22 protein-coding genes are annotated in these 22,580 nt (G+C 72.3%); 11 read left to right on the top strand and 11 right to left on the bottom strand.

Going from position 1 to position 22,580, the window contains the following annotated elements:
* The first annotated feature begins 236 nt into the window (after positions 1 to 236).
* Positions 237 to 548 carry a WhiB family transcriptional regulator gene (locus tag ACQPZ4_RS02545; protein WP_433055498.1) on the top strand — a complete coding sequence of 104 codons (312 nt, stop codon included), beginning with the start codon at positions 237 to 239 and terminating at the stop codon, positions 546 to 548.
* Between the two features lie 15 nt (positions 549 to 563).
* Here the strand turns inward: ACQPZ4_RS02545 and ACQPZ4_RS02540 are convergent, their stop codons facing one another.
* From ACQPZ4_RS02540 to ACQPZ4_RS02530, 3 genes are read right to left on the bottom strand one after another with little or no spacing between them, the layout of a single operon-like run.
* A complete protein-coding gene (locus ACQPZ4_RS02540; protein ID WP_433055495.1) occupies positions 564 to 1,709 on the bottom strand; it encodes an ArsA family ATPase in 1,146 nt (381 codons plus the stop codon).
* A gap of 28 nt (positions 1,710 to 1,737) precedes the next feature.
* Positions 1,738 to 2,715, bottom strand: coding sequence for an ArsA-related P-loop ATPase (locus ACQPZ4_RS02535; RefSeq protein ID WP_433055492.1), 978 nt, complete (start codon positions 2,713 to 2,715; stop codon positions 1,738 to 1,740).
* Positions 2,716 to 2,746: 31 nt separating this feature from the next.
* On the bottom strand, positions 2,747 to 3,466 hold the full coding sequence (locus tag ACQPZ4_RS02530; protein ID WP_433055489.1) for an Rv0361 family membrane protein: 720 nt from the start codon (positions 3,464 to 3,466) through the stop codon (positions 2,747 to 2,749).
* A 211-nt stretch (positions 3,467 to 3,677) separates the two neighbouring features.
* Here ACQPZ4_RS02530 and ACQPZ4_RS02525 point away from each other — a divergent pair, with 211 nt between their 5' ends.
* The 5 genes from ACQPZ4_RS02525 to ACQPZ4_RS02505 all read left to right on the top strand — a co-directional run bounded on the left by ACQPZ4_RS02525 (position 3,678) and on the right by ACQPZ4_RS02505 (position 10,322).
* Positions 3,678 to 3,836 carry a hypothetical protein gene (locus ACQPZ4_RS02525; protein ID WP_433055486.1) on the top strand — a complete coding sequence of 53 codons (159 nt, stop codon included), beginning with the start codon at positions 3,678 to 3,680 and terminating at the stop codon, positions 3,834 to 3,836.
* A gap of 1 nt (position 3,837) precedes the next feature.
* Complete coding sequence (locus tag ACQPZ4_RS02520) at positions 3,838 to 4,296, top strand: RidA family protein (protein WP_433055483.1); 459 nt, start codon at positions 3,838 to 3,840, stop codon at positions 4,294 to 4,296.
* A gap of 104 nt (positions 4,297 to 4,400) precedes the next feature.
* Complete coding sequence (locus tag ACQPZ4_RS02515) at positions 4,401 to 5,186, top strand: MBL fold metallo-hydrolase (protein WP_433055480.1); 786 nt, start codon at positions 4,401 to 4,403, stop codon at positions 5,184 to 5,186.
* A complete protein-coding gene (locus tag ACQPZ4_RS02510; protein WP_433055477.1) occupies positions 5,183 to 8,719 on the top strand; it encodes an adenylate/guanylate cyclase domain-containing protein in 3,537 nt (1,178 codons plus the stop codon). Before ACQPZ4_RS02515 ends, ACQPZ4_RS02510 begins: the two co-directional genes overlap by 4 nt.
* Before the next feature lie 37 nt (positions 8,720 to 8,756).
* Positions 8,757 to 10,322 (top strand): serine/threonine-protein kinase, encoded by a 1,566-nt coding sequence (locus ACQPZ4_RS02505; protein WP_433055474.1) that lies wholly within the window; start codon positions 8,757 to 8,759, stop codon positions 10,320 to 10,322.
* On the opposite strand, the gene ACQPZ4_RS02500 is transcribed toward ACQPZ4_RS02505, so the two are convergent.
* Positions 10,290 to 10,835, bottom strand: a complete 546-nt coding sequence (locus ACQPZ4_RS02500) for a DUF402 domain-containing protein (RefSeq protein WP_433055471.1) — start codon at positions 10,833 to 10,835, stop codon at positions 10,290 to 10,292. The genes ACQPZ4_RS02505 and ACQPZ4_RS02500 overlap by 33 nt on opposite strands.
* 65 nt (positions 10,836 to 10,900) lie before the next feature.
* Here ACQPZ4_RS02500 and ACQPZ4_RS02495 point away from each other — a divergent pair, with 65 nt between their 5' ends.
* Positions 10,901 to 11,110 (top strand): hypothetical protein, encoded by a 210-nt coding sequence (locus tag ACQPZ4_RS02495; RefSeq protein ID WP_433055468.1) that lies wholly within the window; start codon positions 10,901 to 10,903, stop codon positions 11,108 to 11,110.
* A gap of 54 nt (positions 11,111 to 11,164) precedes the next feature.
* On the top strand, positions 11,165 to 12,022 hold the full coding sequence (locus ACQPZ4_RS02490) for a dienelactone hydrolase family protein (RefSeq protein ID WP_433055465.1): 858 nt from the start codon (positions 11,165 to 11,167) through the stop codon (positions 12,020 to 12,022).
* Positions 12,023 to 12,070: 48 nt separating this feature from the next.
* Here ACQPZ4_RS02490 and ACQPZ4_RS02485 read toward each other — a convergent pair whose 3' ends face one another.
* The 4 genes from ACQPZ4_RS02485 to ACQPZ4_RS02470 form a co-directional block, all read right to left on the bottom strand.
* Complete coding sequence (locus tag ACQPZ4_RS02485; RefSeq protein ID WP_433055462.1) at positions 12,071 to 12,460, bottom strand: hypothetical protein; 390 nt, start codon at positions 12,458 to 12,460, stop codon at positions 12,071 to 12,073.
* Positions 12,461 to 12,558: 98 nt separating this feature from the next.
* The gene (locus ACQPZ4_RS02480; protein WP_433055459.1) at positions 12,559 to 13,686 is read right to left on the bottom strand and encodes a hypothetical protein; all 1,128 of its coding nucleotides are present in this window, start codon (positions 13,684 to 13,686) and stop codon (positions 12,559 to 12,561) included.
* Positions 13,683 to 14,195: a SigE family RNA polymerase sigma factor gene (locus ACQPZ4_RS02475; protein ID WP_433055456.1), complete on the bottom strand. Its 513-nt coding sequence runs from the start codon at positions 14,193 to 14,195 to the stop codon at positions 13,683 to 13,685. The genes ACQPZ4_RS02480 and ACQPZ4_RS02475 overlap by 4 nt, the downstream gene beginning before the upstream one ends.
* A gap of 113 nt (positions 14,196 to 14,308) precedes the next feature.
* Positions 14,309 to 15,937 carry a GH25 family lysozyme gene (locus ACQPZ4_RS02470; RefSeq protein ID WP_433055453.1) on the bottom strand — a complete coding sequence of 543 codons (1,629 nt, stop codon included), beginning with the start codon at positions 15,935 to 15,937 and terminating at the stop codon, positions 14,309 to 14,311.
* Positions 15,938 to 16,303: 366 nt separating this feature from the next.
* Here ACQPZ4_RS02470 and ACQPZ4_RS02465 point away from each other — a divergent pair, with 366 nt between their 5' ends.
* Both ACQPZ4_RS02465 and ACQPZ4_RS02460 read left to right on the top strand, forming a co-directional pair.
* Positions 16,304 to 19,447 carry a diguanylate cyclase gene (locus ACQPZ4_RS02465; RefSeq protein WP_433055449.1) on the top strand — a complete coding sequence of 1,048 codons (3,144 nt, stop codon included), beginning with the start codon at positions 16,304 to 16,306 and terminating at the stop codon, positions 19,445 to 19,447.
* A complete protein-coding gene (locus ACQPZ4_RS02460; RefSeq protein WP_433055446.1) occupies positions 19,444 to 20,055 on the top strand; it encodes an HD domain-containing protein in 612 nt (203 codons plus the stop codon). Before ACQPZ4_RS02465 ends, ACQPZ4_RS02460 begins: the two co-directional genes overlap by 4 nt.
* Here ACQPZ4_RS02460 and bfr read toward each other — a convergent pair.
* From bfr to ACQPZ4_RS02445, 3 genes are read right to left on the bottom strand one after another with little or no spacing between them, the layout of a single operon-like run.
* On the bottom strand, positions 20,033 to 20,512 hold the full coding sequence (bfr, locus tag ACQPZ4_RS02455) for a bacterioferritin (RefSeq protein WP_433055443.1): 480 nt from the start codon (positions 20,510 to 20,512) through the stop codon (positions 20,033 to 20,035). The two genes, ACQPZ4_RS02460 and bfr, sit on opposite strands and share 23 nt — an antisense overlap.
* 31 nt (positions 20,513 to 20,543) lie before the next feature.
* Positions 20,544 to 20,729 carry a (2Fe-2S)-binding protein gene (locus tag ACQPZ4_RS02450; RefSeq protein WP_433055439.1) on the bottom strand — a complete coding sequence of 62 codons (186 nt, stop codon included), beginning with the start codon at positions 20,727 to 20,729 and terminating at the stop codon, positions 20,544 to 20,546.
* Positions 20,730 to 20,769: 40 nt separating this feature from the next.
* Complete coding sequence (locus ACQPZ4_RS02445; protein WP_433055436.1) at positions 20,770 to 21,081, bottom strand: DUF4031 domain-containing protein; 312 nt, start codon at positions 21,079 to 21,081, stop codon at positions 20,770 to 20,772.
* 19 nt (positions 21,082 to 21,100) lie between these two features.
* Between ACQPZ4_RS02445 and ACQPZ4_RS02440 the strand changes: the two genes are divergently transcribed.
* The gene (locus tag ACQPZ4_RS02440) at positions 21,101 to 22,504 is read left to right on the top strand and encodes an FAD-binding oxidoreductase (protein WP_433055433.1); all 1,404 of its coding nucleotides are present in this window, start codon (positions 21,101 to 21,103) and stop codon (positions 22,502 to 22,504) included.
* Positions 22,505 to 22,580 lie beyond the last annotated feature (76 nt).

Below are 22,580 nucleotides of genomic sequence, written 5' to 3'. Positions count from 1 at the left end.
TGGATCACAAAAGGCCGGTTAACCTGGTGCAACAACGTTGCGTAACTGGACGACTACAGAGCATGATGTTCCGGAAAGCTCCTTTCGGGGTTCCCGTTGCCGGGAACCCCGCCGTCTGACCGGGGAATCCCGGCGAAGTGCACCCGAATGCCATGGGGGGACGTGGTTTGGGCGCTTTTCGCCGGGGCAAGACCGGCGGATGGACCCGGGGGGAGTCCAAGGGGGGAAGAGGAAATATGAGCATGGTCGTCGACTGGCCCAGCATCGCCGCGTGTCGCAATGGCGACCCGGACGCACTGTTCGTCCAGGGTGCCGAGCAGAACGTGGCGAAGCGGATCTGCCGGAGCTGCCCCGTGCGGTACGAGTGCCTGGCGGACGCCCTCGACAACCGGATCGAGTTCGGAGTGTGGGGCGGCATGACCGAGCGCGAGCGCCGGGCGTTGCTGCGCCGCCACCCGCAGGTGCCCAGCTGGCGCAAGATGTTCGAAGCGGCCATGGACCGCAACAGCGTCAGCAAGGACACCAAGGAGCTGGTGCCGACCGGCTGATCGCAGCCGCTTTGCTTAAGCGAAGGTCGCTCCGATCGCGCGCAGCCCGTCGAGGTCATGGACGTCGGCGGGCTGGGCCGGAATCCGGACGACCGGCACACCGGGGTAGGCGTGCAGGAACCGGCCGGAGACCGCCGCCTGCCTATCGTGCTGGTCGGCCAGTTCCGCGTGCACGCGCAGCACGTCCGCCGTCGCCTGGTGGCCGCCGAGCTCGTCGAGACGCTCCGCGGCCGCCCGGGCGTCCGCGGCCGAGAGGTCCGGCGCCGCCACCGGTACCACCCGGTTGAGCACCAGGCCCGCCAGCGGCATCCGGTCCGCGGCCAGCCGCCCGGCGAAGTAGACCGCCTCGCGGACCGCGTCGGGTTCGGGCGCCGCGACGACCAGGAACGCCGTCTCGGGGGCCTGCAGCACGCGGTACGTCTGCTCGGCGCGCTCGCGGAAGCCGCCGAACATGGAGTCGAGCGCGCCCACGAAGCCGGACAGGTCGGTCAGCAGCTGCGCGCCCAGGATCTTCTGCACCGTGCGGCTGAACAGCCCGAACGAGGCCGAGACCAGGTTGAACACGCTGCGGCCGCCGGCCCGCGCGGGCGCGAGCAGCAGGCGCAGCATCTTGCCGTCGAGGAACCGCGACAGCCGGGCCGGCGCGTCGAGGAAGTCCAGCGCCGAGCGCGACGGCGGGGTGTCGACGATGATCAGGTCCCAGTCCTCGCGGGCCCGCAGCTGGCCCAGCTTCTCCATCGCCATGTATTCCTGCGTGCCCGAGAACGTCGAGCTCATGGCCTGGTAGAAGGGGTTGGCGAAGATCTCCTCGGCCTTCTTCGGGTCGGTGTGCTGCAGCACGACCTCGTCGAAGGTCCGCTTCATGTCCAGCATCATGGCCTGCAGCTCGGCCGAGTCCGGCTGGAGGCCCTTGACCTGGCGGGGCGTGTTGTCCAGCTCGGTCAGGCCGAGGGCCTGGGCCAGCCGCCGGGCCGGGTCGATGGTCAGGACGACCGTGCGCCGGCCGTGCTCCTCCGCCGCGCGCAGCGCCAGCGCGGCGGCCGTTGTCGTCTTCCCGACTCCGCCCGAGCCGCAGCAGACCACGATCCGGATCGCGCGGTCGGCGAGGATCGCGTCAAGATCCAGGTCGGGGGACCCGGGCGTCTCGGCATTGGGAGGCACTCTGCGAGCGTATCCGCTGCGAGCATCCTCAAGCAGTCGTGAGGAGCAGATCACCGAGGGACTCGAGGGTCGCGGCGGTCACACCCTCGGGAAACACCGGCAGCTCGACCACCGGGCGGCCCAGCCCCTGCAGCTCCGCGCGCAGTGAGCCCTCGGCCGCCACCTTGGTCTGATACGCGCGCCCCTCGCCGGCCAGTCCGGCCAGCGTGTCCTTGTCCACCGGTACTCCGGCCGCCGCCAACCCGCGCCGCAGGTCGGCCTGGGTGATCTTCACCCCGGCGAGCACCGGCGGCCGCGTGGCGTTGACGATCACGGTGCCGATCGGGATGCCCAGCCGGGTCAGCTCGTCGATCGCGTCGGCCGTCTCCTGGACCGGCATCTCCTCCAGGAGGGTGACCACGTGCACGGCGGTCATCGGCGAGCGCAGGATGGCCGCCACGCCCTCGCTCTGGGTCTTGATCGGGCCGACCTTGGCCAGCCGCGCCGTCTCGGCGGTCACGTTGAGGAACCGGCCCACCCGGCCGGTCGGCGGCGCGTCGAGCACGACGGCGTCGTAGACCCGGCGGCCGTCGGCGGTCCGCGTGACCGCCTCCTTGATCTTGCCGGTCAGCAGCACGTCCCGCAGCCCCGGGGCGACCGTGGTGGCGAAGTCGACCGCGCCCACCTTGCGCAGCGCCCGTCCGGCCACGCCCAGGCGGTAGAACATCTCGAGGTACTCGAGCAGCGCCTCCTCGGCGTCCACCGCCAGCGCCCGCATCTCGCCCCCGCCCCGCGCCGAGGCGATGCGCATCTCGCGGTAGGGCAGCGGGTCGCGGTCGAACAGCTGGGCGATCCCCTGCCGCGCCTCGACCTCGATCAGCAGGGTCCGCTTGCCGTCGCGGGCCAGGGCCAGCGCGAGCGCCGCGGCCACCGTCGTCTTGCCGGTGCCGCCCTTGCCGGTGACCACATGCAGACGGGCGGGCCAGCCGTAGCCGCCCCGCCCGTCCGAAGTCTCGCGCGCCGTCACACCCTCGACGCTACCTGGTCGAGGCCCGTGGTCACGCGGCAGTGATCTCGCACACGAACCAGCCGTCGCCGTGGGTGGCGACGTACTTGTACTTCGTCTCCGCGACCTTCTCGTCGCTCGTGGTCACCTTCACCGTGGTCGTGAGCGTGGCCTCGTCGGCGGTGGACTTCTCCACGGTCGGCGCCGGCCAGGTGTAGGTGGGGCTGGAGAGGCCGCCGTCGTACTTGCGGATGTCGTCGATCCGCTGGGTCAGCTTCTGCTTGTCGCGCGACGCGGAGCAGACGTACTTGAGCGCGTCGTCGATGTTGCGGTTCTTGTACACCGCGGTGAGGAAGCCGTTGACCGCCTCGACCGCCGTCGGCGCGCCGGTGCCCTGGTTGTTCTGGACCACGAAGTACGCCGCGGCGCCGCCACCGCCGCACAGCACGACCACCACGGCCAGGATGATCATGGTGATCATGAGGCCGCGCTTCTTCTTGACCGGGGCCTGCTGGGGGTACATCGGGTAGCCCGGCGCCGGCGGCCCGGAGAACGGCGGCGCCATGCCCGGCTGCGGCACCGGCCCGGTCGCCATCGGGCCCGTCGGGAACTGCCCGGTGGGCGGCGGGAACTGCCCCGTGGGCTGCCCGAACGCGCCGGTGGGCGGCGGGGCGTAGGGCTGGCCGTACGGGCTCCCGGACGTCGGCGGGGCCGAGGTCGGCGGCACGGCGTACGGATCCGGCTGCGGCTGCTGCGCGTAGGGGTCCTGCACCGGTGGAGGCCATCCCGGCTGCCCGGGTTGACCGGGTTGGCCCGGATACTCCGGCTGGCCCGGGTACGGGGGCGGTTGCGTCATTTCTCCCACCTTTGTGCGACACACGCGACGGCGGCCCTCACAGTAGCGTCACCTGGCCACCGGCGGGGGTCCCTGAGATCAGGCTGTGCCCCGACAAACCCGGACGGCTCGGCGTTACTGTCCCCACATGCAGAAATGGGAGTACCTGACCGCGCCGCTGCTCGTCCACAACACGAAGATGATCCTCGACAACTTCGGCGACGAGGGCTGGGAGCTGGTGGCCATCGTGCCCGGCCTCAACCCGGAGAACCTCGTGGCCTACTTCAAGCGCCCCAAGGCCGGCTGAGATGGGCGACGTCCACGCCCGCCTGGCCGAGCTCGGGATCACCGTTCCGCCGGTGGTACCGCCGGTGGCCGCGTACGTTCCCGCCGTGCGCACGGGCAACTACGTGTACGTCTCCGGCCAGCTGCCGATGGCCGACGGGGCGCTGGCCGCCACCGGGCTGGTCGGCGCCGAGGTCGCGCCCGAGCGCGCCAAGGAGCTCGCCCGCACCTGCGCGATCAACGTGCTGGCCGCCGTGGAGGCCCTGGTCGGCCTGGACAGCGTCGTGCGGGTCGTCAAGCTCGTCGGGTTCGTGGCGTCCGCGCCGGGCTTCACCGGCCAGCCGGGCGTGGTCAACGGCGCCTCCGAGCTGTTCGGCGAGGTCTTCGGCGAGGCCGGCAAGCACGCCCGCAGCGCCGTGGGCGTCTCCGCGCTGCCCCTGAACGCCCCGGTCGAGGTCGAGGCCGTCATCGAGGTGGCCTGACGCCGGATGGCCCAGCCGGCCCCGCCCTTTTACCGCTGGCGGGGTCGGCTACTGGCCGGTCGGGTGACGTGTGAGGCGAAGAACCCCGCCGTAGGATCACTTTCGTGGTAAGCCACGTCACCACCCCCGCCGCCGAGGTGCTCACCGCGTTGCCCGACTGGGTGACGCTCGTCCGCGCGCCCAATCCGGGCCCGATGACGCTCGACGGCACCAACACGTGGCTCCTGCGCGCCCGCGACGGCGGCAGCGTGGTGGTCGACCCCGGCCCCCTGGACGAGGGCCACCTGCGCGCGGTCGCCGCGCACGCCCCCGTCGCCGCGATCGTTCTCACCCACGGTCACATCGACCACACCGAGGGTGTACAGCGGCTGGCCGAGCTCACCGGCGCCCGCGTGTACGACCCGCCCGTGCTCGAGCACCTCGACGCCGGCGGTCTGACGGTCGAGCCGCTGCCGACGCCGGGACATACGCGCGACTCGGTGTGTTTCGTCGTGCGGTACCAAGGCGAAGAACTGGTGCTGACCGGCGACACCATCCTGGGGCGGGGCACCACGGTGGTCGCCCATCCGGACGGGAACCTCGGCGACTATCTCGACAGCCTGGACAAGCTGGCCACCCTCGACGGCCGCCCCGCGCTGCCCGGGCACGGACCGTCCCTCACCGACACCGGAATCGCCGCACGGTACTACCGCCAGCACCGCCAGGCCCGCCTGGAGCAGGTGCGCGCGGCGGTGGCGGCCGGCGCGACCGACGCGCCCGAGGTCGTGGCCCGCGTGTACGCCGACGTGGACCGCTCGCTGTGGTGGGCCGCCAAGATGAGCGTGCGGGCGCAGCTCGATTTCCTGCGACGGGAATCACACCCGCCCGCTGATGGTTTGGACTCAGCGTGACCTGTTCGGTGTGCGGGACTGTGGCCGTTCCCGGCGCGCGGTTCTGCCACCACTGTGGCTCCGCGCTGCCGGCCGCCGCCACCCTGCCCGCGGCCGAGCGGCGGATCGTCACCGTCCTCTTCGGTGACCTCTCGGACTTCACCGCCTGGTCGGAGGACCTGGACCCGGAGCGGGTCGGCGCGGTCACCGACCGGGTGCTGGCCGCGCTCGCGGGTGCCGTGAAGACCTTCGGCGGCCACGTCGACAAGCTCACCGGCGACGGGATCATGGCCGTGTTCGGCGCGCCGGTCGCGCACGAGGACGACGCCGAGCGGGCTGTGCGGGCCGCGCTGTCGATGCAGCGGGCGGTCCGCCGGGTGCTCGACGACGAGCGCGGCGGCGGCGCCCCGCTGGGCCTGCGCATCGGCCTCAACACCGGGCCGGTGGTGGCGGGCGTGCAGGCCGGCATCGAGTACACGGTCATCGGCGACACCGTCAACACCGCCGCCCGGCTGGCCGACGCGGCCGCGATCGGCGCGGTGTACGCGGGCGACCGCACCTCTTCCTCCACCCGCCTGCTGGCCTCCTGGCGGGCGCTGCGCCCGCTGCGGCTCAAGGGCAAGCGCGAGCCGGTCGAGGCCTACGAGCTGCTCGGCCTGCTCGACGCGCCCGGCACCCGCTCCGGCCTGGGCGACGAGGCGCCGTTCGTGGGCCGCGAGCCCGAGCTCGGCCGCGTCTCCGGCCGGCTCGCCGAGATCGCGGACCGGCAGGAGCCGCGGGTGCTGGTCTTCACCGGTGAGGCGGGCCTGGGCAAGACGCGGCTGGCCGGCGAGATCGAGCGCTTCGCGGCCGGATATCTGGGCGGCGCGGGGTACACGCCGAGCGCCGGTTTTGCTCCTGGCGGCGGCGCCCGGGTCCTGTCCGTGCACTGCGCCGCGTTCGGCGAGCGCCGCCGCCTGGCCCCGCTGGCCGACCTCGTCCGCGCCGCGATCGGCCTGCCCCCGGACGCCGCGCTGACCCGCGAGGCGGTCGAGGAGCGGCTGCGCCGCCTGGCCCAGCGCCTGGCCCGGGCCGCGCGGGGGCGTCCGGAGCCGCCGCGGTTCGCGAGCGATCTGTTGCTGACGCTGATCGGGTACACCGAGGCGGTCGGCGACACCGCGTGGGTCGCGCCCGGCGGCAAGCCCGACGAGCTGGACCTGGACGCCGTGCCCGCGGCCGTCGCCGAGCTGCTGTCCGGCCTCGCCGCCGAGACGCCGCTCGTGGTGATCGTGGACGACCTGCACGACGCGACGGCCGAGACGCTGGACGCGCTCGGGGCCACCATCGAGCGGCTCGAGGGCCCGGTGCTCATCGTCCTGCTCGGGCGGCCGGAGCTGGTGCGTTCGGCCGGGGTGCTGACGCGGATCGCGGATGCCGAGGTGGTACCGATCCCGCCCCTGCGCGGCGCGGACGCGGCCCGGCTGCTGTCGGCCTATCTCGGCGGCGGGCGGGTCGCGCCGGCCGACGAGGACCGGCTCCTCGCGACCGCCCAGGGCAACCCGTTCTACCTCGCCGAACTGGTCACCCTGCTGCAGGAGCGCGGCGCGCTGACCACCGTGGCCGGCACCGACCCGCCCGGCTGGCGGCTCGCGCCCGGCTCGCTCGGCGGCCGGCTGCTCTCCCGCGACCTCGCGGCCGTGCTCGCGGCCCGCATCGACGCGCTGCCCACCGACACCCGCGCCGTCCTGCGCGACGCCGCGGTCATCGGCGACACCGTGCCCGCCCGCGCCCTGGAGGCGCTGCGGTTCAACCCGCCCGGCCAGCCGGCCCGGCCCGCCGTCGTGGCCGCGGTCGAGCTGGAGCGGGCCGTCGAGGAGCTGCTGCAGCGCCGCATGCTGCGCCGGGGCCGGGGCGGCTTCGCCTTCGCCACCCCGCTGCTGCGCGAGGCGGCGTACGCGGGCATCGGCAAGGCCGACCTGGCCGAGCGGCACGCCGCGCTCTCGCGCTGGGCGTCCGCCGCGGTCACCGCCTTCCTGGCCGCCGGCGGCACCGGCAACGTGGCCGGGCTGAACATGACGCTGGGCTCCGCGGACGCGTTCATCGCCGAGCACGCCGAGCGGGCCGGGAAGCTCGCCGACGTGGTCGGGCTGCGGCCGGACTCGCTGGCCCGCTCGGCCGCGCCGCTGGGCGTGCAGGCGCTGGGCCGGGCCGCCCGGGCCGCGCTGGCCTCCGGCGAACCGGCGCAGGCCGCGCAGGCCGCCGACCGGGCCGCGGTGCTCGGCGGCGGCATACTGCCGGCGGCCGATCGGCTCGTGCACTCCCGGGCGCTGCTGCAGCTGGGGCGGTTCGCGGAGGCGCTCGGGTACGCCGAAAAGATCACGGCAAACGCCGGAGACGACGCGGCCGTCCAGGTCGGCGCGCTGCTCGTGGCCGGCCGGGCCTATCGCGGCATGGGCGACCACCGGCGCAGCTACGCCACGCTGTCCGACGCGCTGGAGGCGGCGACCGCGGCCCACCTGACGTACGAGCGCGGGGACGCGATGCGCCGCCTCGGCATGGCCGACTTCCTGGAGGGTCGCCTGGCCGAGGCCGGCGGCCGCTTCGCCGAGTCGTTCCAGATCGCGGTCACGGCCGGCGACCGGCGCGCCCAGGCGTGGTCGCTGCAGCACCTGGCCTGGGTCACCACCACCCGCGGCGACTTCGCCGGGGCCGACGCCGCGCTCGGCCGCGCCGCCCGCCGCTTCGCCGAGCTCGGCGACCCGGTCGGGCGGGCCTGGCTGCGCGGCACCACGGCGTTCGTGCGGCTCCTCGCGGGCCGGCTGGGCGAGGCGCGGCGGCTGGCCAAAGCGTTCCTGCCGTTCGGCGAGCGGGTCGGCGACGCCTGGGCGGTGGGCACCTTGCGCGCGGTCGAGGCGTTCGCGGCGGCCGAGAGCGGCGACCTGGCCGAGGCCGACCGGGAGGCGCGGCGGGCGTACCGCGAGTTCGCCGCGGCCGGCGACGACTGGGGCCGCGGCCTCGCGCTCGTGGTCCGCGGCGTGGTCGCGCGCGAACTGCGCGAGCTGCCGCACGCGTTCGACCTGCTCTCCGACGCCACCGAGTGGGGCGAGAAGACCGGGCACCCGCTGCTGCTGGGCATGTCCCGCACCATCCGCGGCTTCGTCAGCCTGGATCGGGGCGATCCGGTCGCCGCCGAGGCCGACGCGCGGGCGGTGCTGCAGGTCGTGGAGACCCACGACGTGCTGGAGCCGGCCACGGTCGGCCCGCGGGTGCTGTTCGGGCTGGCCCGGCTGGCCCAGGGCGACCTGCCCACGGCCCTGGAGACGCTGGGCTGCGTGGCCGCCGAGCGCCCCGGCCCGTCGGTGATCTTCTCCCGCCGCCAGGCCATCGCCGCCTACGCCGCGGCGCTGCTGGTGGCCGGCCGCAACGCCGAGGCGCTGGACTGGGCTAGGCAGGCGCAGGGCGCTCCGGGCGAGGACGTTCGCGGTCGGGATTATGCGGCGGCGGTACTGCATGACGCGCTCGAAGCCAACCGAGCGTGCGCGACCGACTCCGTAGCGGCGGTTGCCGAGACGTGACCGTGAACTGTCATACCTCTGCCGTACCTTCTTAGGCGTGACCGCATCGGCTCCGCTGCCCTCGGTGCCCGGGATGACCGGGTTCTCGGTGCTGGCCCGTGGCGGATACGCCACCGTCTACCGGGCCCAGCAGGAGTCGGTCGGCCGCGACGTGGCCGTGAAGATCGAGAACCGCACGCTGGAGACCGAGCGCGACCGCCGCCGCTTCCTGCGCGAGGCCCGCGCGGCCGGCCGCATGTCCAGCCACCCGCACGTCGTCGACCTCTTCGACGCCGGCGTCACCACCGACGGCCACCCCTACCTGATCATGGAGCTCTGCGACGGCTCCTACGCCGAGCGCATGCGCACCAAGCCCCTCACCCCCGCCGAGGTCCGCGAGGTCGGCTTCAAGATCGCCGACGCCCTCGCCGACGCCCACTCCCTCGGCGTCCTGCACCGCGACGTCAAGCCGGCCAACATCCTCTTCAGCCGCTTCGGCGAGCCCGCCCTCGCCGACTTCGGCCTGGCCATCCTGGCCGAGTGGCGCGACGTGTCGATCACGCTCGACGTGCTCACCCCCGCGTACGCCCCGCCCGAGACCTTCCGCCACGCCCCGCCCGGCCCGCCCGCGGACGTCTACGCTCTGTGCGCGACCCTCTACGCCCTCATGCGCGGCCGCCCGCCGCGCTGGCGCGAGGACCAGATGCCGAGCCTGCTGTCGCTGGTCGACATGTTCAACGACCACATCCCCGACGTGCCGGGCTGCCCCGACGAGCTGATGGCGATCCTGCGCGCGGGGATGTCGAACGACGACGCCAAGCGGCCGACAGCGCTGCAGTTGCGCGATGCGCTGATCGGGCTGCAGCTGGCACCGGTGCCGCCGGTGATCGTGCCGCCGCTGGGGTCGCCGCCGCTGGAGCCGGTGTACACCTCGCCGCCTGTCTTGCCCCCTCCGCCGCCGCCCGACCGGATCCTGGACTCCCCCTTCATGGGCGGCGGGTTTCCGCACGATCCTGAGCAGACGGTTCCCCATGAGGCGGGTCCGGAGGAGCCGCCGACTGATCCTTTGGGTTCTTCTGCTTCTCCGGCTGCTGCTCCCCCGGCTGACCCTTTCGTAGCTGCTCCGCCGCCGGCCAGCCGTCGCGGCTTGTGGATCGGCGTCGGGGCGGGTTTGCTGGCCGTGGCCGCGCTCGTGACCGTGGCGATCGCGTACGGCCTGGGCGACGGCACCCCCTCCCCCGTCGTCTCCGCCTCGGCCGCCGCCGCTCCCGCCACGTCGAGCTGCGGCCAGTTCGCGGGTGAGGGTGCCCGGTGCTCGGCCACCCCCGAGTGCTTCGACACCAAGCTGGCCCAGGTCGACTGCGCGGGCAAGCACACGTGGGAGGTCTTCGCCTACGGCGAGCTCCCCGCCGGCAGCAACGTCACCAGCAAGAAGGACAAGCCGGTCGTAGCCGTGTGCAGCGTCGGCACCCTGCTGACGGTGAACATCGCCGCCGCCAACTGGGAAATCTCGGCCCTGCTGCCCAGCGCGGCGGCGCAGAAGGCGGGGCCGACGACGTACCGCTGCCTGGCGGGCCGCGGCGACGACGCCCTAACCGGCGAACAGCTGCACAAGACCCGCTGACGGCGCCTTCACCATCGGCAACGCGGGCGTGGGGTCGGTCGGCCCGAACGGCCACACCGCCTCCAGGAAGGCAATCAGCTCGCCGCGTCGAATCTTTTCGAGCAGCCGCTCAAGCCCCCGGCGCGCTTCGCGCAGCTGCTCACGGACCTCCCGCTCCATCTCCGCGACGTCCTGCACCTGATGGCTGACCCCGTCGGCCCGGACAAGCACGTCCGCAAACAGATCCACGGCGTACACCGAGTCCCCGCGCACCACCATCGGCGTGGCAACGTCACAGTTGAACGCGAACGCGGGATGCCCCGGCCCGGGCGCGGTCTCAACGAGCCGCCCTTCCTGGTCCAGCGTCACATTGACCTTGAACCACTCGTCCCGGAACGCGAAATGGCGCAGCACAACGTCGCCGAACCGCACGTCATAGACGAACGCGGTGTCGTCCAGCCGCCGCACATCGTTGCGCGGCACCCGGAACTGCCGCACGTACGGCTCATCGGGGTGGTAGTCGAAGTCGCTCACCAGGTCTGCCAATTCAGCCCCTCCCGCCCTAGCATTGAAGCACCGACACAGCGGGGGTTGTTGCGATGCGATCTCGGACGACTCGGTGGCTCCTGGCGGGCATCCTGACGCTGAGCCTCGACCTGAACCTGGCCTTCATCCTCCGCGACGTGTTCCATGAATCCTTCGCCCGCGGCCTGGCGACCGCCCTGCTCTCGACCGGCATGGTCCTGCTGGTCCGGCACATCGCCAACCTGGAAAAGCGCCGCCGAGCCGCGATGGCCCCGCAGGCCTGACCCGCGCACGCATCGCGCCGCATTGTCGCCGGTGCGGGACTAGCGTGGATGGGCATGAACGAGTACCTGACGTCCGAGGTCGTGGTCGACTACGCCGACGGGCTGATCGGCCGTCGGGAGGCCCTGCGCCGCCTGTCCCTGATGGGTGTGGGCGTCGCTGTGGCAACGTCGATGCTGGCCGCCTGCTCGACGCCGGCCGCCACCCCGGCCCCTTCGTCCTCAACTCCCGTCGGCCCACCGGCCCTGCCGACTTCGCCGATCACGTTCGACGGCCTCCAGGCCGCGTGGGCCCCGGCCGCCTCGCCGCGGGGTGCGGTGCTGGTGATCCACGAGAACCGCGGCCTGACCGACCACATCCGCTCGGTCGCGGGCCGCCTGGCCGCGAGCGGCTTCTCGGCGCTGGCCCTGGACCTGCTGTCGGAGGAGGGCGGCACGGCCCGCTTCACCGACCCGGCCCAGGCGACGGCGGCCCTGAACGCGGTCGACCCGGCCCGGTTCATCAAGGACATGAAGACCGCCCTGACCGAACTGGCCCGCCGCGCGCCATCCCTGAAACTGGCCGCCATGGGCTTCTGCTTCGGCGGCGGCGAGGTCTGGCAACTGCTGGCTTCGGGCGAGCCCCGCCTGTCAGCCGCGGCGCCCTTCTACGGCCCGTTCCCGAGCGGCGCCTCGCTCACGGGCTCGAAAGCGGCCTCGGTACTCGGCATCTACGGCGAGCTCGACTCCCGCGTGAACGCCACGCGAGACGCGGCGGAGGCGGCCCTGACCGCCGCGGGCCTGCCCCACGAGCTGGTGACCTTCCCGGGCGCGAACCACGCGTTCTTCAACGACACGGGCGAGCGCTACAACGCCCCGGCCGCAACCGAGGCGTACCGGCGACTCATCCAGTGGTTCACCGACCATCTCAGCTGACAACAGCAAAACGGCCCGCCAAGCCGGCGGGCCGCTTGAACTGATTGCTTAGTTGGCGGCTTCGAGTTCGGCGTCGTTGGCGCTGAACTCGGTCCCGTTCGCGAACGCGGTCGCGAAGTGCTCCTGCAGGGCGTCGAGCTCCGAGAACTCCGCCTGGTGCACCGATTCCGACCCCTCGGCCGCGAACACGTGGTCGTCCTCGGACGCGTCGTGGCTGTAGTTCGTGAACTCCGTCGACTCGTAGTGCACCGCCCCCGGCGCGTCATATTCGACGTGCTGCCCCGTCGAGAAGTCCGTCGACTCGGCCGCGTGGTGGTCCTGCTCGTACACGCCGAACTGGGACTGGGCGTCGTACTCCGAACCCTCCGCCTGGTGCACCTGGTCCAGCGAACCGCTCTCCTGGCCCGCCTCGTACTGCCCGTAGTCGACGTCGCTCATGTCTCTATCTCCCTCAAGAAAATGTCCTGCGAAGTGATGCCCTGAACATTAGGGAGCGCACGATCAACACAAATCCCGGAAACGTGCCACCGCGGCGACTAGGAGCAAGTCCAAGCCACCGGGGTGATCGGGTCGTTCTTGGCGTGGAACAGCCAGCCCACCGCCATGCGCCCGTCCGCGGTCATCGACGTCACCACCGCCGACTCGCCCGGTTCCAGGACCGGCATGTCCAGGACCTTGCCGTCGCGCCACGCGGCCGGCGGGGAGTACTCGTGGTCGTCGTCGTTGCGCACGATGCCGAACATCTGCCCCGACGTGTCGATCGCGCCCGGGATGAAGGCGCCGAGAGCGGTCGGCCGGCCCGTCCGAAGATCCCAGCGTACGCCGTGGTTGGTCCAGCCGCCGTCGTCGTACCAGCCGATCGCCCAGTCGCCCGCGATCTGGGTTGCGCCGGCGGCGGGGCGGCCGTTCGGGAGTTTCAAGGCCTCGCCGGTACCGTCCGGGTGCCACACGTACGCGCCGCCGTCGCCCACGTCGCCGACGATGGTGCCGTCGTCGCCGATCGACGAGGCGCGCGCGATGGCCGGGGTGGTCGTGACGTACGTGACCTCGCCGGGGCGGGACGCGTTCCAGCGGACGATGCGCGCCTTCGCGTCCCATGCCGCGGTACCGATGATGTCGCCTGAAGCATTGATGCCGGTGACCGCGACCGACTTCGCGTCGGGTGGGAGGGCCAGGCGGGTGTAGGCGTGGTCCTTCAGCATCCACGGGATCGACGTCGCCGCGTCGCCGCCGTTGCCGACCACGATGCCCGATGCGTTCACCGCGGCCGGATATGCGTTCAGCGGGGCGCCGTCCAGGGCCTGCGGCACGCCGGCCGCCCAGAGCAGCACGCCGTCCTGGGGGGTGTCGTCCAAGCCGCCGATCGCGAAGCCGCCCGCCGGGTCGACGCCCACCGCGGTACCGGGGCCAGGGGTCGGCAGGGGGCGCACCGAGCAGCCGTTCCGCGTCGTCGGCAGGGGGTCGTCGGCCGGTGGGGCCGCGGGGCGGTCCAGTGCGAACGCCGACACGCTGATGAGCGTGGCGCCCACGGCGATCGCGGCGGTGGCCACCGCGAGCACGCGGCGGTTGCGCCGGCGGCGGCGGCCGTCGCGCAGGGCGCGGTCGATGCTCACCTTGGACGGTGGCAGGTCGGCCGGAACGCGCAGCGGGGCCAGGGGGTTCATCGGGCACCTCCGCCTAGGGTCGCAGTGGCACTGGGGCCGAGAATCTTGCGCAGCGCGGCCAAGCCCACCGAGGTGTGGCTCTTCACCGTGCCGGGGGCGCAGCCGAGCGCGGCCGCGACGTCCTCGACGGGCAGATCACACAGAAAACGCAGCACTAGTACCGCCTGTTGCCGCGCCGGCAACCGCCTGAGCGCGGCGCGCACCAGAAGGGCGTCGTCGGTTGGAGGGGGCTCGGCCGCGCGGTCGGGGATGCGGTCGGTGAGCCAGGTGCGCGCCCACGCGAGGCGCCGCTCGGCCAGGAAGGTGTGGACGACCATCTTGCGCACGTACGCGTCGATGTTGTCCGCGGCGCGCACCTGGCGCCATTTCAGGTAGAGGTTCGTCGCCGCCGTCTGGACCACGTCGTCGGCGCGGTCGAAGTCGCCGGTCAGCGCGTGCGCGAGGCGGCGCAGGTGCGGCATCCGGGCGCGGAGGTACTCCACGTACTCCCGCTCGTACTCGTCGCGCACCGCTTCCCCTTTCCGCCTGCTCCAGCCCTCAGATGCGGCCGGACCACAGAACGGTTGGGTAAGAGTACGAAAAAGGGGGGCCGCAGCCCCCCCTTCCCGCGAGACAAGCGTGCTCAGCCGGCCTTGCTGAACTTCTCCCAGTCGCCCACCGAGGCGCGGTTGGCGGCCAGGATGGCGCCGTTGCCGAGGTCGGCGGTGACGTACTTGCCGTTGGCCAGGGCGAGCACCGTGACCACGCCGTTGGCGTCGGTGGCGATGCGGAACCGTTCCCAGCTGCCGGCCGCGGTGCGGTTGGCGATCAGGGTGCCGTTGTTGTTGAGGTCGGCGGTGACGTACAGCCCGTTGGCGTTCGCCCGCAGGGCCACGTCGCCGTTGCCGAGGTCGACCACCTCGAAGCGCTCCCAGGCGCCGACCGCGTCCCGGTTGGCGACCAGCGGCAGCAGGCCGCCGCTCGCCGCGGTCACGATCTTGCCGTTGCCGCTCGCCTTGAGCGCCAGCGAGGTCGGCACCGGGACCCTGGTGAACTTCTCCCAGGGCCCGACGGACGCGCGGTTGGCGACGAGGGTGCCGCCGTTGCTGAGGTCGGCCGTCACGTACTTGCCGTTGGCGTTGGCGAACAGGCCCATGCTGCCGTCGGCGTTGGCGATGACCGTGAACCGCTCCCAGGCGCCGATCGACGGCCGGTTGGCGATCAGGGTGCCGTTGTTGCCCAGGTCCGCGGTCACGTACTGCCCGTTGGAGTGCGAGCGCAGCGCCACGTCGCCGTTGCCGGCGTTGACCATGTCGTACTGCTCCCAGACCCCGATCGCGTCCCGGTTGGCGATCAGCGGGGAGTTGCCGCCGTTCGCCGCGCTGACGTACCGGTTGTTGGCGGCGGCCCGCAGCTCGAAGGCCGGGCCGTCGGCCGGGACGTCCCCGGCGAGCTTGGTCAGCGCCATGTAGTCGCCGTTGAACGCGTCCTTGTCGTAGTTGCCGGCGACCGCGGGGTTGCCGGACGCGTACTGCCAGAGCGCGTACGAGGTCCACCCGGCCGGCAGGATCAGCGGCGGAACGCTGCCCCACAGGGCCAGGTCGAGCGGGTTGTTCGCGAACGAGGTGTCGTTGCCCGTGCACGGGTTCCACCAGCTCGTCGCGGTGTAGATCATCATGTCCCGGCCGGTGCGGGCCTTCACCGTGTCGACGAAGCCGCGGATCCACGCGACGATGTCCGGCGGGGCCATGCCGTAGCAGGCCGGGAGGTCGAGCGACGCGTACGGCCATTCCATGTCGAGGAACGGCACGAGCGTCCGGGAATCGTTGACCCATTCCGCGTGGTCGATGAAGTAGTTCGCCTGGCCCACGGGATCCCCGAGGTCCGGGCGGCCGTACGTGTACGCGCCGGTGAGCAGGCCCGCGGCCTTCGCGGCGACGTAGTCGTCGTGGAAGTAGCTGTTGACGTAGAACTGGCCCTCGGTCGCCTTGATGTAGGCGAACCGGGTGCCGGAGGAGGCGACCCCGGGCCAGTCGATGGGAAAGTTCGCGTGGTCGTGGCTCGAGACGTCGATGCCGAGCATCGGGAAGCCGACCGGAGGAAGGGTGACGGCGTTCGCGCGCACCCCGGGTGCCTGGCCGCCCTGGGCGTGCCCGCCACCATCGCCCGACGGCTGCGCCGAGGCAGTCCCGGCCACCGCGATCGGAAGCAGGCCACAGGCGACGACGACGGCTGCCCGGGCCAGCTTGAGTACGGATAACCGTAACGACATGCCGGAGAATGTACGCATGAATGTGAATCGCTGTCGCCTGGGCGAATGCGAAGATCGGTCGCATTAGGCGATCGAACACCTACTATTTGTCCACGTCGCGGACTGGTTACGGTCGATGCTGGAGGTCAGGCCGCCGGACCGATCCGTCAGGGCCCAAATGAATTGTGCCCGGACGGCCGAGTGGAACGGACCGAACATCGCACCCCGCGTGGACCCATGGGTGGGGTGGTGCGCCAGTGGTGCCCGGGGCCAAAGGGACGGAAATCCCCCATTCGCCGGACATCGGGGACCCGACACCTGTCCCCCGATGGGCCAATTGCGCCCGAACTGCTCAGCGGCGCCGGGTGAAGGCCGATCAAGCTGACGATGAACGTGCAGGATCCCGTCACCGGCGCCAGTCCCCGCGCCGCCCTCGACGATGCCCTGCACGCGGTCGACGGGGCGAGCCTGCTGCTGTTCGACGTCGACCATTTCAAGACCGTCAACGACGCCTTCGGGCACCTGCGCGGCGACATGCTGCTGCGCCAGCTCGCCGAGCGCATCCAGGGCCTGATCCGGGCCGAGGACGTGCTGTTCCGCTACGGCGGCGACGAGTTCGTGCTGCTGCTGCCGGGCACCGCGGCCGACGAGGCGCTGCGGCTGGCGATCCGGCTCACCGACGAGGTGCGGGCGCGCGAGTTCGCGGGCACGCCGCCGCTGCACCTGTCGATCAGTCTGGGCGTGGCGTCGAGCCCGGCCGACGGTACCGACGGGGAATCGCTTATCGCCGTGGCCGACCGGCGCAACTATCTGGCCAAGCGACGGGGCCGGGGCCAGGCGGTCGGGGACGATCAGGAGGCCGATCCGGCGGCCGGCTCGTCGCGGCTCTGGGAGCGCGACGCCGCGTTGAGCGCGACGCAGGAGTTCATGACCAGGGTCGCCGCCGGCCTGCGCGGGGCCCTGCGGATCACCGGTCCCAAGGGCGCCGGGCACACCCGATTCCTCCGCGAGATCGCCCAGATCGCTCGACTGCGCGGGTTCCAGACCGAGCTCACCGGCGGTACCGGCGAAGGAACCGGCAAACCGGTGATCCTGCTGGCCGACGTGGGCGAGCCCGTGCCCCCGCTCGGCGAGGCACATGCGCTCGTCTATGCGACCACCGACCTGCGGGAGGCCGACGGGCGCAGCGGGCTGCCCGAGACCGTGGTCGAGCTGACCCCGTGGTCGCCCGCGACGCTCAGGATCTGGCTGCGGATCGCGCTGGCCGGGGAGCCGACCCGGGCGCTGCTCGACCGGCTCGTCGAGCGCTCGGGCGGGCTGCCGGCGCGGGCCGAGGCCGAGCTGCAGCGGCTGCGCGCGCAGGGCGAGCTGGTGGCGGCCGGGGACGGCACGTGGGGCGTGAAGCCGGCCGCGCCCAAGCGGCGGCGCGCGCGGCTGCCGGTGCCGATGACCAAGCTCGTCGGCCGCGACCGGGAGACCGCGCGGGTCGCCGGGCTGGTGCGCGACGGGCGGCTGGTGACGCTGGTGGGGCCGGGCGGCATCGGCAAGACGCGGCTGTCGCTGGCCGCGGCCACGGCGGTCGCGGACGAGTTCGCCGACGGGGCGGTGTTCGTGCCGCTGGCCGACACCACCGACGCCGAGCTGCTCACCGCCGCCCTCGCCCGCGCCCTGCACGTCACCGAGCTGCCCGATCAGCACCTGTTCGACACGGTCCTGGACCAGCTGGCCGAGGCCGAGCAGCTGCTCGTGCTGGACAACTTCGAGCAGGTGGTCGACGACGGCGCCGCGCTGGTCAGCGACCTGCTGGCGGCGGCTCCGGGGGTGCGCGCCCTGGTCACCAGCCGGGAGCGTCTGTCGTTGTACGGCGAGCAGGTCTACCAGGTCCCCACGCTCGCCGACTCGCCCGCCGTGATGCTGTTCGAGCAGCGCGCCCGCGCGGTCGACGCGGACTTCGAGATCACCATCGACACCGCGCTGCCCGTCGCCCAGCTGTGCCGCCGCCTCGACGGCCTGCCGCTGGCGATCGAGCTGGCCGCCGCGCGGATCGACCGCTGGAGCCCCGACGAGCTGCTCGACCACCTCACCGAGCACCTGGACCGCGAGCTGGACACGCTCGGCGGCGGCGGCCCGCGCGACCTGCCGGCCCGCCAGCAGACCCTGCGCGGCGCCATCGACTGGAGCTTCGTGCTGCTCGACACCGAGGAGCAGCGGCTCATGACCGAGCTCTCGGTGTTCGTGGGCGGCTGGACGGCGGCCGCGTCGCTCGCCGTGACCGCGCCCGGCGGGGATCTGGACCTGCTGGAGAAGCGGCTCGCCGCGCTCGTGGACAAGCACCTGGTGGTCCGCGACGACGACGAGGGGCGCTACCACCTGCTCTCGACAATCCGGGCGTACGCGCGCAACCGCCTCGGCGACGAGCGCGGCCCGGCCGACCGGCACGCGGACTTCTACGCGGCGTTCGCGGAGGCCTCCGCGGTCGGGCTGACCGGCGCGGATCAGGTCGAGTGGACCGGCCGCATCGAGGCCGACTACGAGAACGTGCGGGCCGCGTTCGGGCACGGCGACGGTCCGACGCGCACGCGCATTTGTCTCGGGCTTTGGCGGTACTGGCGAAACGGCGCCCACATCGGGGAGGGGCGGGACTGGCTGACCCGTGCGCTCGCCGCTGACGTGCCCGACGACGGCACCCGGGCGCGGCTGCTGCACGCCGCCGCGATTCTGGCCGCCGGGCAGGACGAGCACGAGACCGCGTACGGCTTCGGCGAGGAGAGCCTGCGCCGGGCCACCGCGGCGGGCGACCGCGCCACGATCGGGCACGCGCACAACGCGATGGGCATCGCGGCGATCGGGGGCGGCGACCACGCGTCCGCGACCGCGCACTTCGGCGAGAGCCTCGCGGTCTGGCGCGAGCTGGACGTGCCGCAGGGCGTGGCCGCGTCGCTGGGCAACCTCGGCAAGGTGGCGCTGAGCCGGGGCGACTACGCGGCGGCCGAGCGGTACGCCCGGGAGTGCCTCGACCTGGAGCGCGCCAACGAGAACACCCGCGGCATCCTGCTCGCGCTCGAGTGCGTCGGGCAGGCCCTGCTCGGCCGGGGCGACGTGGCGGGCGCCCGCGCGGCGCTGGACGAGAGCCTGGCCCTGAGCCGGCAGATCGGCGACTCGTTCGGCGCGGCCATGGCCCAGCACCAGCTCGGGCTGGCCGCGCTGGCCGAGGGCGACCGCGCGGAGGCGCTGCGGCTGCTCGTGGCCGCGCTGATCACCCGGCACGAGGTCGGCGACCGGCTGGACCTGGCCATCTCGCTCGACGTGGTCGCCTCGCTGCTCGCCGCCGACGACCCCGCGCACGCCGCGCGCCTCGTCGGGGCGGCCGACGGGCTGCGCGCCCGGCACCGCCTGCCCGAACCCCCGGACGCGCAGACGCTGCGCGCGCAGACGCTCCCGCGCGTGGCCGAGCACCAGCGCGACCGCGCGGCCGGACGGGCGGTCAGCCTCGATCACATCGTGGAGAGCGTCGAGCCCCTAAGCTCGTGAGCGTGATCGAGGCTTGGCGGCGCATCTTCCCGGGCGCGGACGCGGTGGGGCGCGACCTGCTGGCGCGCTATTCCGAACCGCATCGCCGGTACCACACGACGGCGCACCTAGCCCGCATGCTCGAGGTCATCGACGCGCACGCGGAACTGGCCGCCGACCCGGACGCGGTGCGGCTGGCGGCGTGGTTCCACGACGCGGTGTACGAGACGTTCGCGCCGGACAACGAGGAGCGCAGTGCGAGCTTGGCCGGTACCACATTGGCCGCACTTGGCTTTGCTCCGGAACGCACCGCGGAAGTCGCGCGATTGGTGCGCCTGACGGCCGGCCACAACGTCGAGCCGGGCGACCGGAATGGCGCGCTGCTCGCCGACGCCGACCTGGCGATCCTGGCCTCGGAATCGGCGGACTACGCCCGTTACGCCGAGGCCGTGCGCGCCGAATACGCGGCGGTTCCCGACGACGTGTTCCGGCCGGGCCGCGCGGCCATTCTGCGCAAGCTCGCCGACCTTCCGGAGATTTTCCGAATTGTACCGGCACGGGCGGAATGGACCGCCCGTGCCCGCGCGAACCTGGAGTCCGAAATCGCTAGCCTTCTGGGTGCTCGGTGACGTTCTGCAGGTACAGCGCCTCGCCGAACTTCTCGATGAGCCCGAGCTGGGTTTCGAGATAGTCCACGTGGCTCTCTTCATCGGCGAGGATGTCCTCGAAGATGTTCGCCGATGTGACGTCGCCGATGGAGCGCATGTACTCGATGCCGCGGCGCAGCCGGTCGACGGCCTCCAGCTCGATCTGCATGTCGCATTTGAACTGCTCCGGCACCGATTCGCCGATGCGCAGGGCGAACAGGCGCTGGTAGTTCGGCAGGCCCTCCAGGAACAGGATTCGATCGGTGAGCACCTCGGCGTGCTTCATCTCGTCGATCGACTCGTGCTTGGTGTGCTTGGCCAGGATCGTGTATCCCCAGTTCTCCTGCATCTTGGCGTGCAGGAAGTACTGGTTGATCGCCGTGAGCTCGGCGGTGAGCTGCTCGTTCAGAAACTCGATGACTCGTGCGTCCCCTTGCATGCTTGGCAGGTTACGCCTCTTATGCCCGTTTCTAGTTGAAAACGGGTACCGCGCCAGCGTTTTCCGAGTCGATCAGGTCCGCGATGCGGTCCAGACATGTGCCGCAGCCGGTTCCGGCGCCGCATTCGTCGCCCACGGCGTCCTCCGAACGTGCGCCCGACTGAATGACCCGCCGGATTTCACACTCGCGCACGCGGTGGCAGATGCAGACATACATGCCCGTACTCCTCGCTTAGCCTTACCTAAGCAAGGGTCACCTAATTTTTCCCGGGATACAAGCCCTGACCAGGCTTTTTCTTTCCCTTCGAATCGGACAAATGCCGCGGCCGACGCAGCCCGGCGGCAACCAGACGCTCAACAATCGTCCGCGAGTCCACCCTGGTGGCCCCCAGCCACACGGCGATCTGCGCACGCTCGGCCGGCAGGTCGTAGTGGTCCCGCTCGAACGCCCGCCGCGGCGCCCCGACCAGCTCGGCGAACGCGTGCAGCTCGGCCGCCGACACGTCACTGATCAGATGCGCCCAGAGGCGCCCGTGCGCGGGCCACCGGGGCGTGTCGATGTAGAGCACACGCACTAGCGTGCCAGGTATGGATCGCGACTTGGATCTGGTCGAGGAGCTGCGGGCGGCGCTGCCCCACGAGGGCGGCGTGCTGACCGATCCGGACCTGCTGCGCTCGTACGAGCACGACGAGGCGGACCTGGTGCCGTACGGCACCCCGAGGGTCGTCGTGCGCCCGCGCACCACCGGGCAGGTCTCGGCCGTCCTGCGCGCCGCCGGCCGCCACCGCATCCCCGTCATCCCCCAGGGCGCGCGCTCGGGCCTGGCCGGCGGCGCCAACGCGATCGACGGCGCGATCGTGCTGTCCTTGGTCGCGATGAACGAGATCATCGACATCGACGCGGAGAACCGCATCGCGGTGGTCCAGCCGGGCGTGGTGAACGCCCAGCTCAGGCGCGCGGTGGCGGAGAAGGGCCTGTACTACCCGCCGGACCCCGGTTCCTGGGAACAGTCCACGATCGGCGGCAACGTCTCCACGGACGCCGGCGGCATGTGCTGCGTCAAGTACGGGGTCACCAGCGACCACGTGCTCGGGCTGGAGGTCGTGCTGGCCAGCGGCGAGGTGCTGGCGTGCGGGCGGCGGACGGCGAAGGGGGTCGCGGGGTACGACCTGACCAGCCTCTTCGTTGGCTCGGAGGGCACCCTGGGCGTGATCACCGAGATCACCGTGCGGCTGCGACCGGCGCCGGAGCCTTCACTGACGCTCGTGGCGGTGTTCGACACGTTCGCGGCCGCGGGGGCGGCGGTCTCGGCGATCGTGGGTTCGGGGTTGCAGCCGAGCATGCTGGAGGTCATCGACCGGGTGGCAATGAGCGCGATCGAGGCGTACCGGCCGATGGATCTTCCCACCACCGCCGCCGCGCTGTTGATCGCCTCGGTCGACTCGGGTTCGCGCGCGCCGGACGATCTGGCCTTGATCTCGGCGATGTGCCACCAGGCACAGGCCGCCGATGTGTACGTGGCGGCGGACGCGGCGGAGGCCGACGCCCTCCTGGCCGCGCGACGGCTGGCGCATCCGGCCCTGGAACACTTCGCGGCGCACCTGTTTCCGCTGGGCGGGGGCATCATGGTGGACGACGTGGCGGTTCCGCGGACGCGGCTGGTGGAACTGATCGAGGGCATCGAGCGCATCGCACAGGAGCACGGCGTGGTGGTGGCCACGGTGGGCCACGCGGGCGACGGGAACCTCCATCCGATCATCGTCATCGACCGGTCGGACGCCCTGAACCTGGCGCAGGGGCAGAAGGTGTTCGACGCGATCATGTCGCTCGGCCTGTCCTTGGGCGGCACCTCGACCGGGGAACATGGGGTGGGGCTGCTGAAGCGGGACTGGCTGGCCCGGGAGATCGGCCCTACGGGGCTGAAGGCGCACCGCTCGATCAAGGCCGCCCTGGACCCCGACAACATCCTCAACCCCGGCAAGATCTTCTAGTGGCACGTTTCCGGGATTCTCGCCGCTCGTCGCTTCCCTAACGTTCCTGTCATCACTTCGCGGGACTTTTCTTGAG

This window comes from Dactylosporangium sp. CS-033363 (genome assembly GCF_050942475.1).
Lineage (GTDB): Bacteria > Actinomycetota > Actinomycetes > Mycobacteriales > Micromonosporaceae > Dactylosporangium.
Note: the sequence above shows the minus strand (reverse complement) of the source record. Positions and strands in the feature narration are given on the sequence as shown.

What these genes read in the sequence shown, in the direction of transcription:
- ACQPZ4_RS02545 (WP_433055498.1), top strand. Translation starts at nt 237, where the DNA reads ATGAGCATGGTCGTCGACTGGCCCAGCATCGCCGCGTGTCGCAATGGC.
- ACQPZ4_RS02525 (WP_433055486.1), top strand. Translation starts at nt 3,678, where the DNA reads ATGCAGAAATGGGAGTACCTGACCGCGCCGCTGCTCGTCCACAACACG.
- ACQPZ4_RS02520 (WP_433055483.1), top strand. Translation starts at nt 3,838, where the DNA reads ATGGGCGACGTCCACGCCCGCCTGGCCGAGCTCGGGATCACCGTTCCG.
- ACQPZ4_RS02495 (WP_433055468.1), top strand. Translation starts at nt 10,901, where the DNA reads ATGCGATCTCGGACGACTCGGTGGCTCCTGGCGGGCATCCTGACGCTG.
- ACQPZ4_RS02490 (WP_433055465.1), top strand. Translation starts at nt 11,165, where the DNA reads ATGAACGAGTACCTGACGTCCGAGGTCGTGGTCGACTACGCCGACGGG.
- ACQPZ4_RS02485 (WP_433055462.1), bottom strand. Translation starts at nt 12,460, where the DNA reads ATGAGCGACGTCGACTACGGGCAGTACGAGGCGGGCCAGGAGAGCGGT.
- ACQPZ4_RS02480 (WP_433055459.1), bottom strand. Translation starts at nt 13,686, where the DNA reads ATGAACCCCCTGGCCCCGCTGCGCGTTCCGGCCGACCTGCCACCGTCC.
- ACQPZ4_RS02470 (WP_433055453.1), bottom strand. Translation starts at nt 15,937, where the DNA reads ATGTCGTTACGGTTATCCGTACTCAAGCTGGCCCGGGCAGCCGTCGTC.
- ACQPZ4_RS02465 (WP_433055449.1), top strand. Translation starts at nt 16,304, where the DNA reads ATGAACGTGCAGGATCCCGTCACCGGCGCCAGTCCCCGCGCCGCCCTC.
- bfr (WP_433055443.1), bottom strand. Translation starts at nt 20,512, where the DNA reads ATGCAAGGGGACGCACGAGTCATCGAGTTTCTGAACGAGCAGCTCACC.
- ACQPZ4_RS02450 (WP_433055439.1), bottom strand. Translation starts at nt 20,729, where the DNA reads ATGTATGTCTGCATCTGCCACCGCGTGCGCGAGTGTGAAATCCGGCGG.
- ACQPZ4_RS02440 (WP_433055433.1), top strand. Translation starts at nt 21,101, where the DNA reads ATGGATCGCGACTTGGATCTGGTCGAGGAGCTGCGGGCGGCGCTGCCC.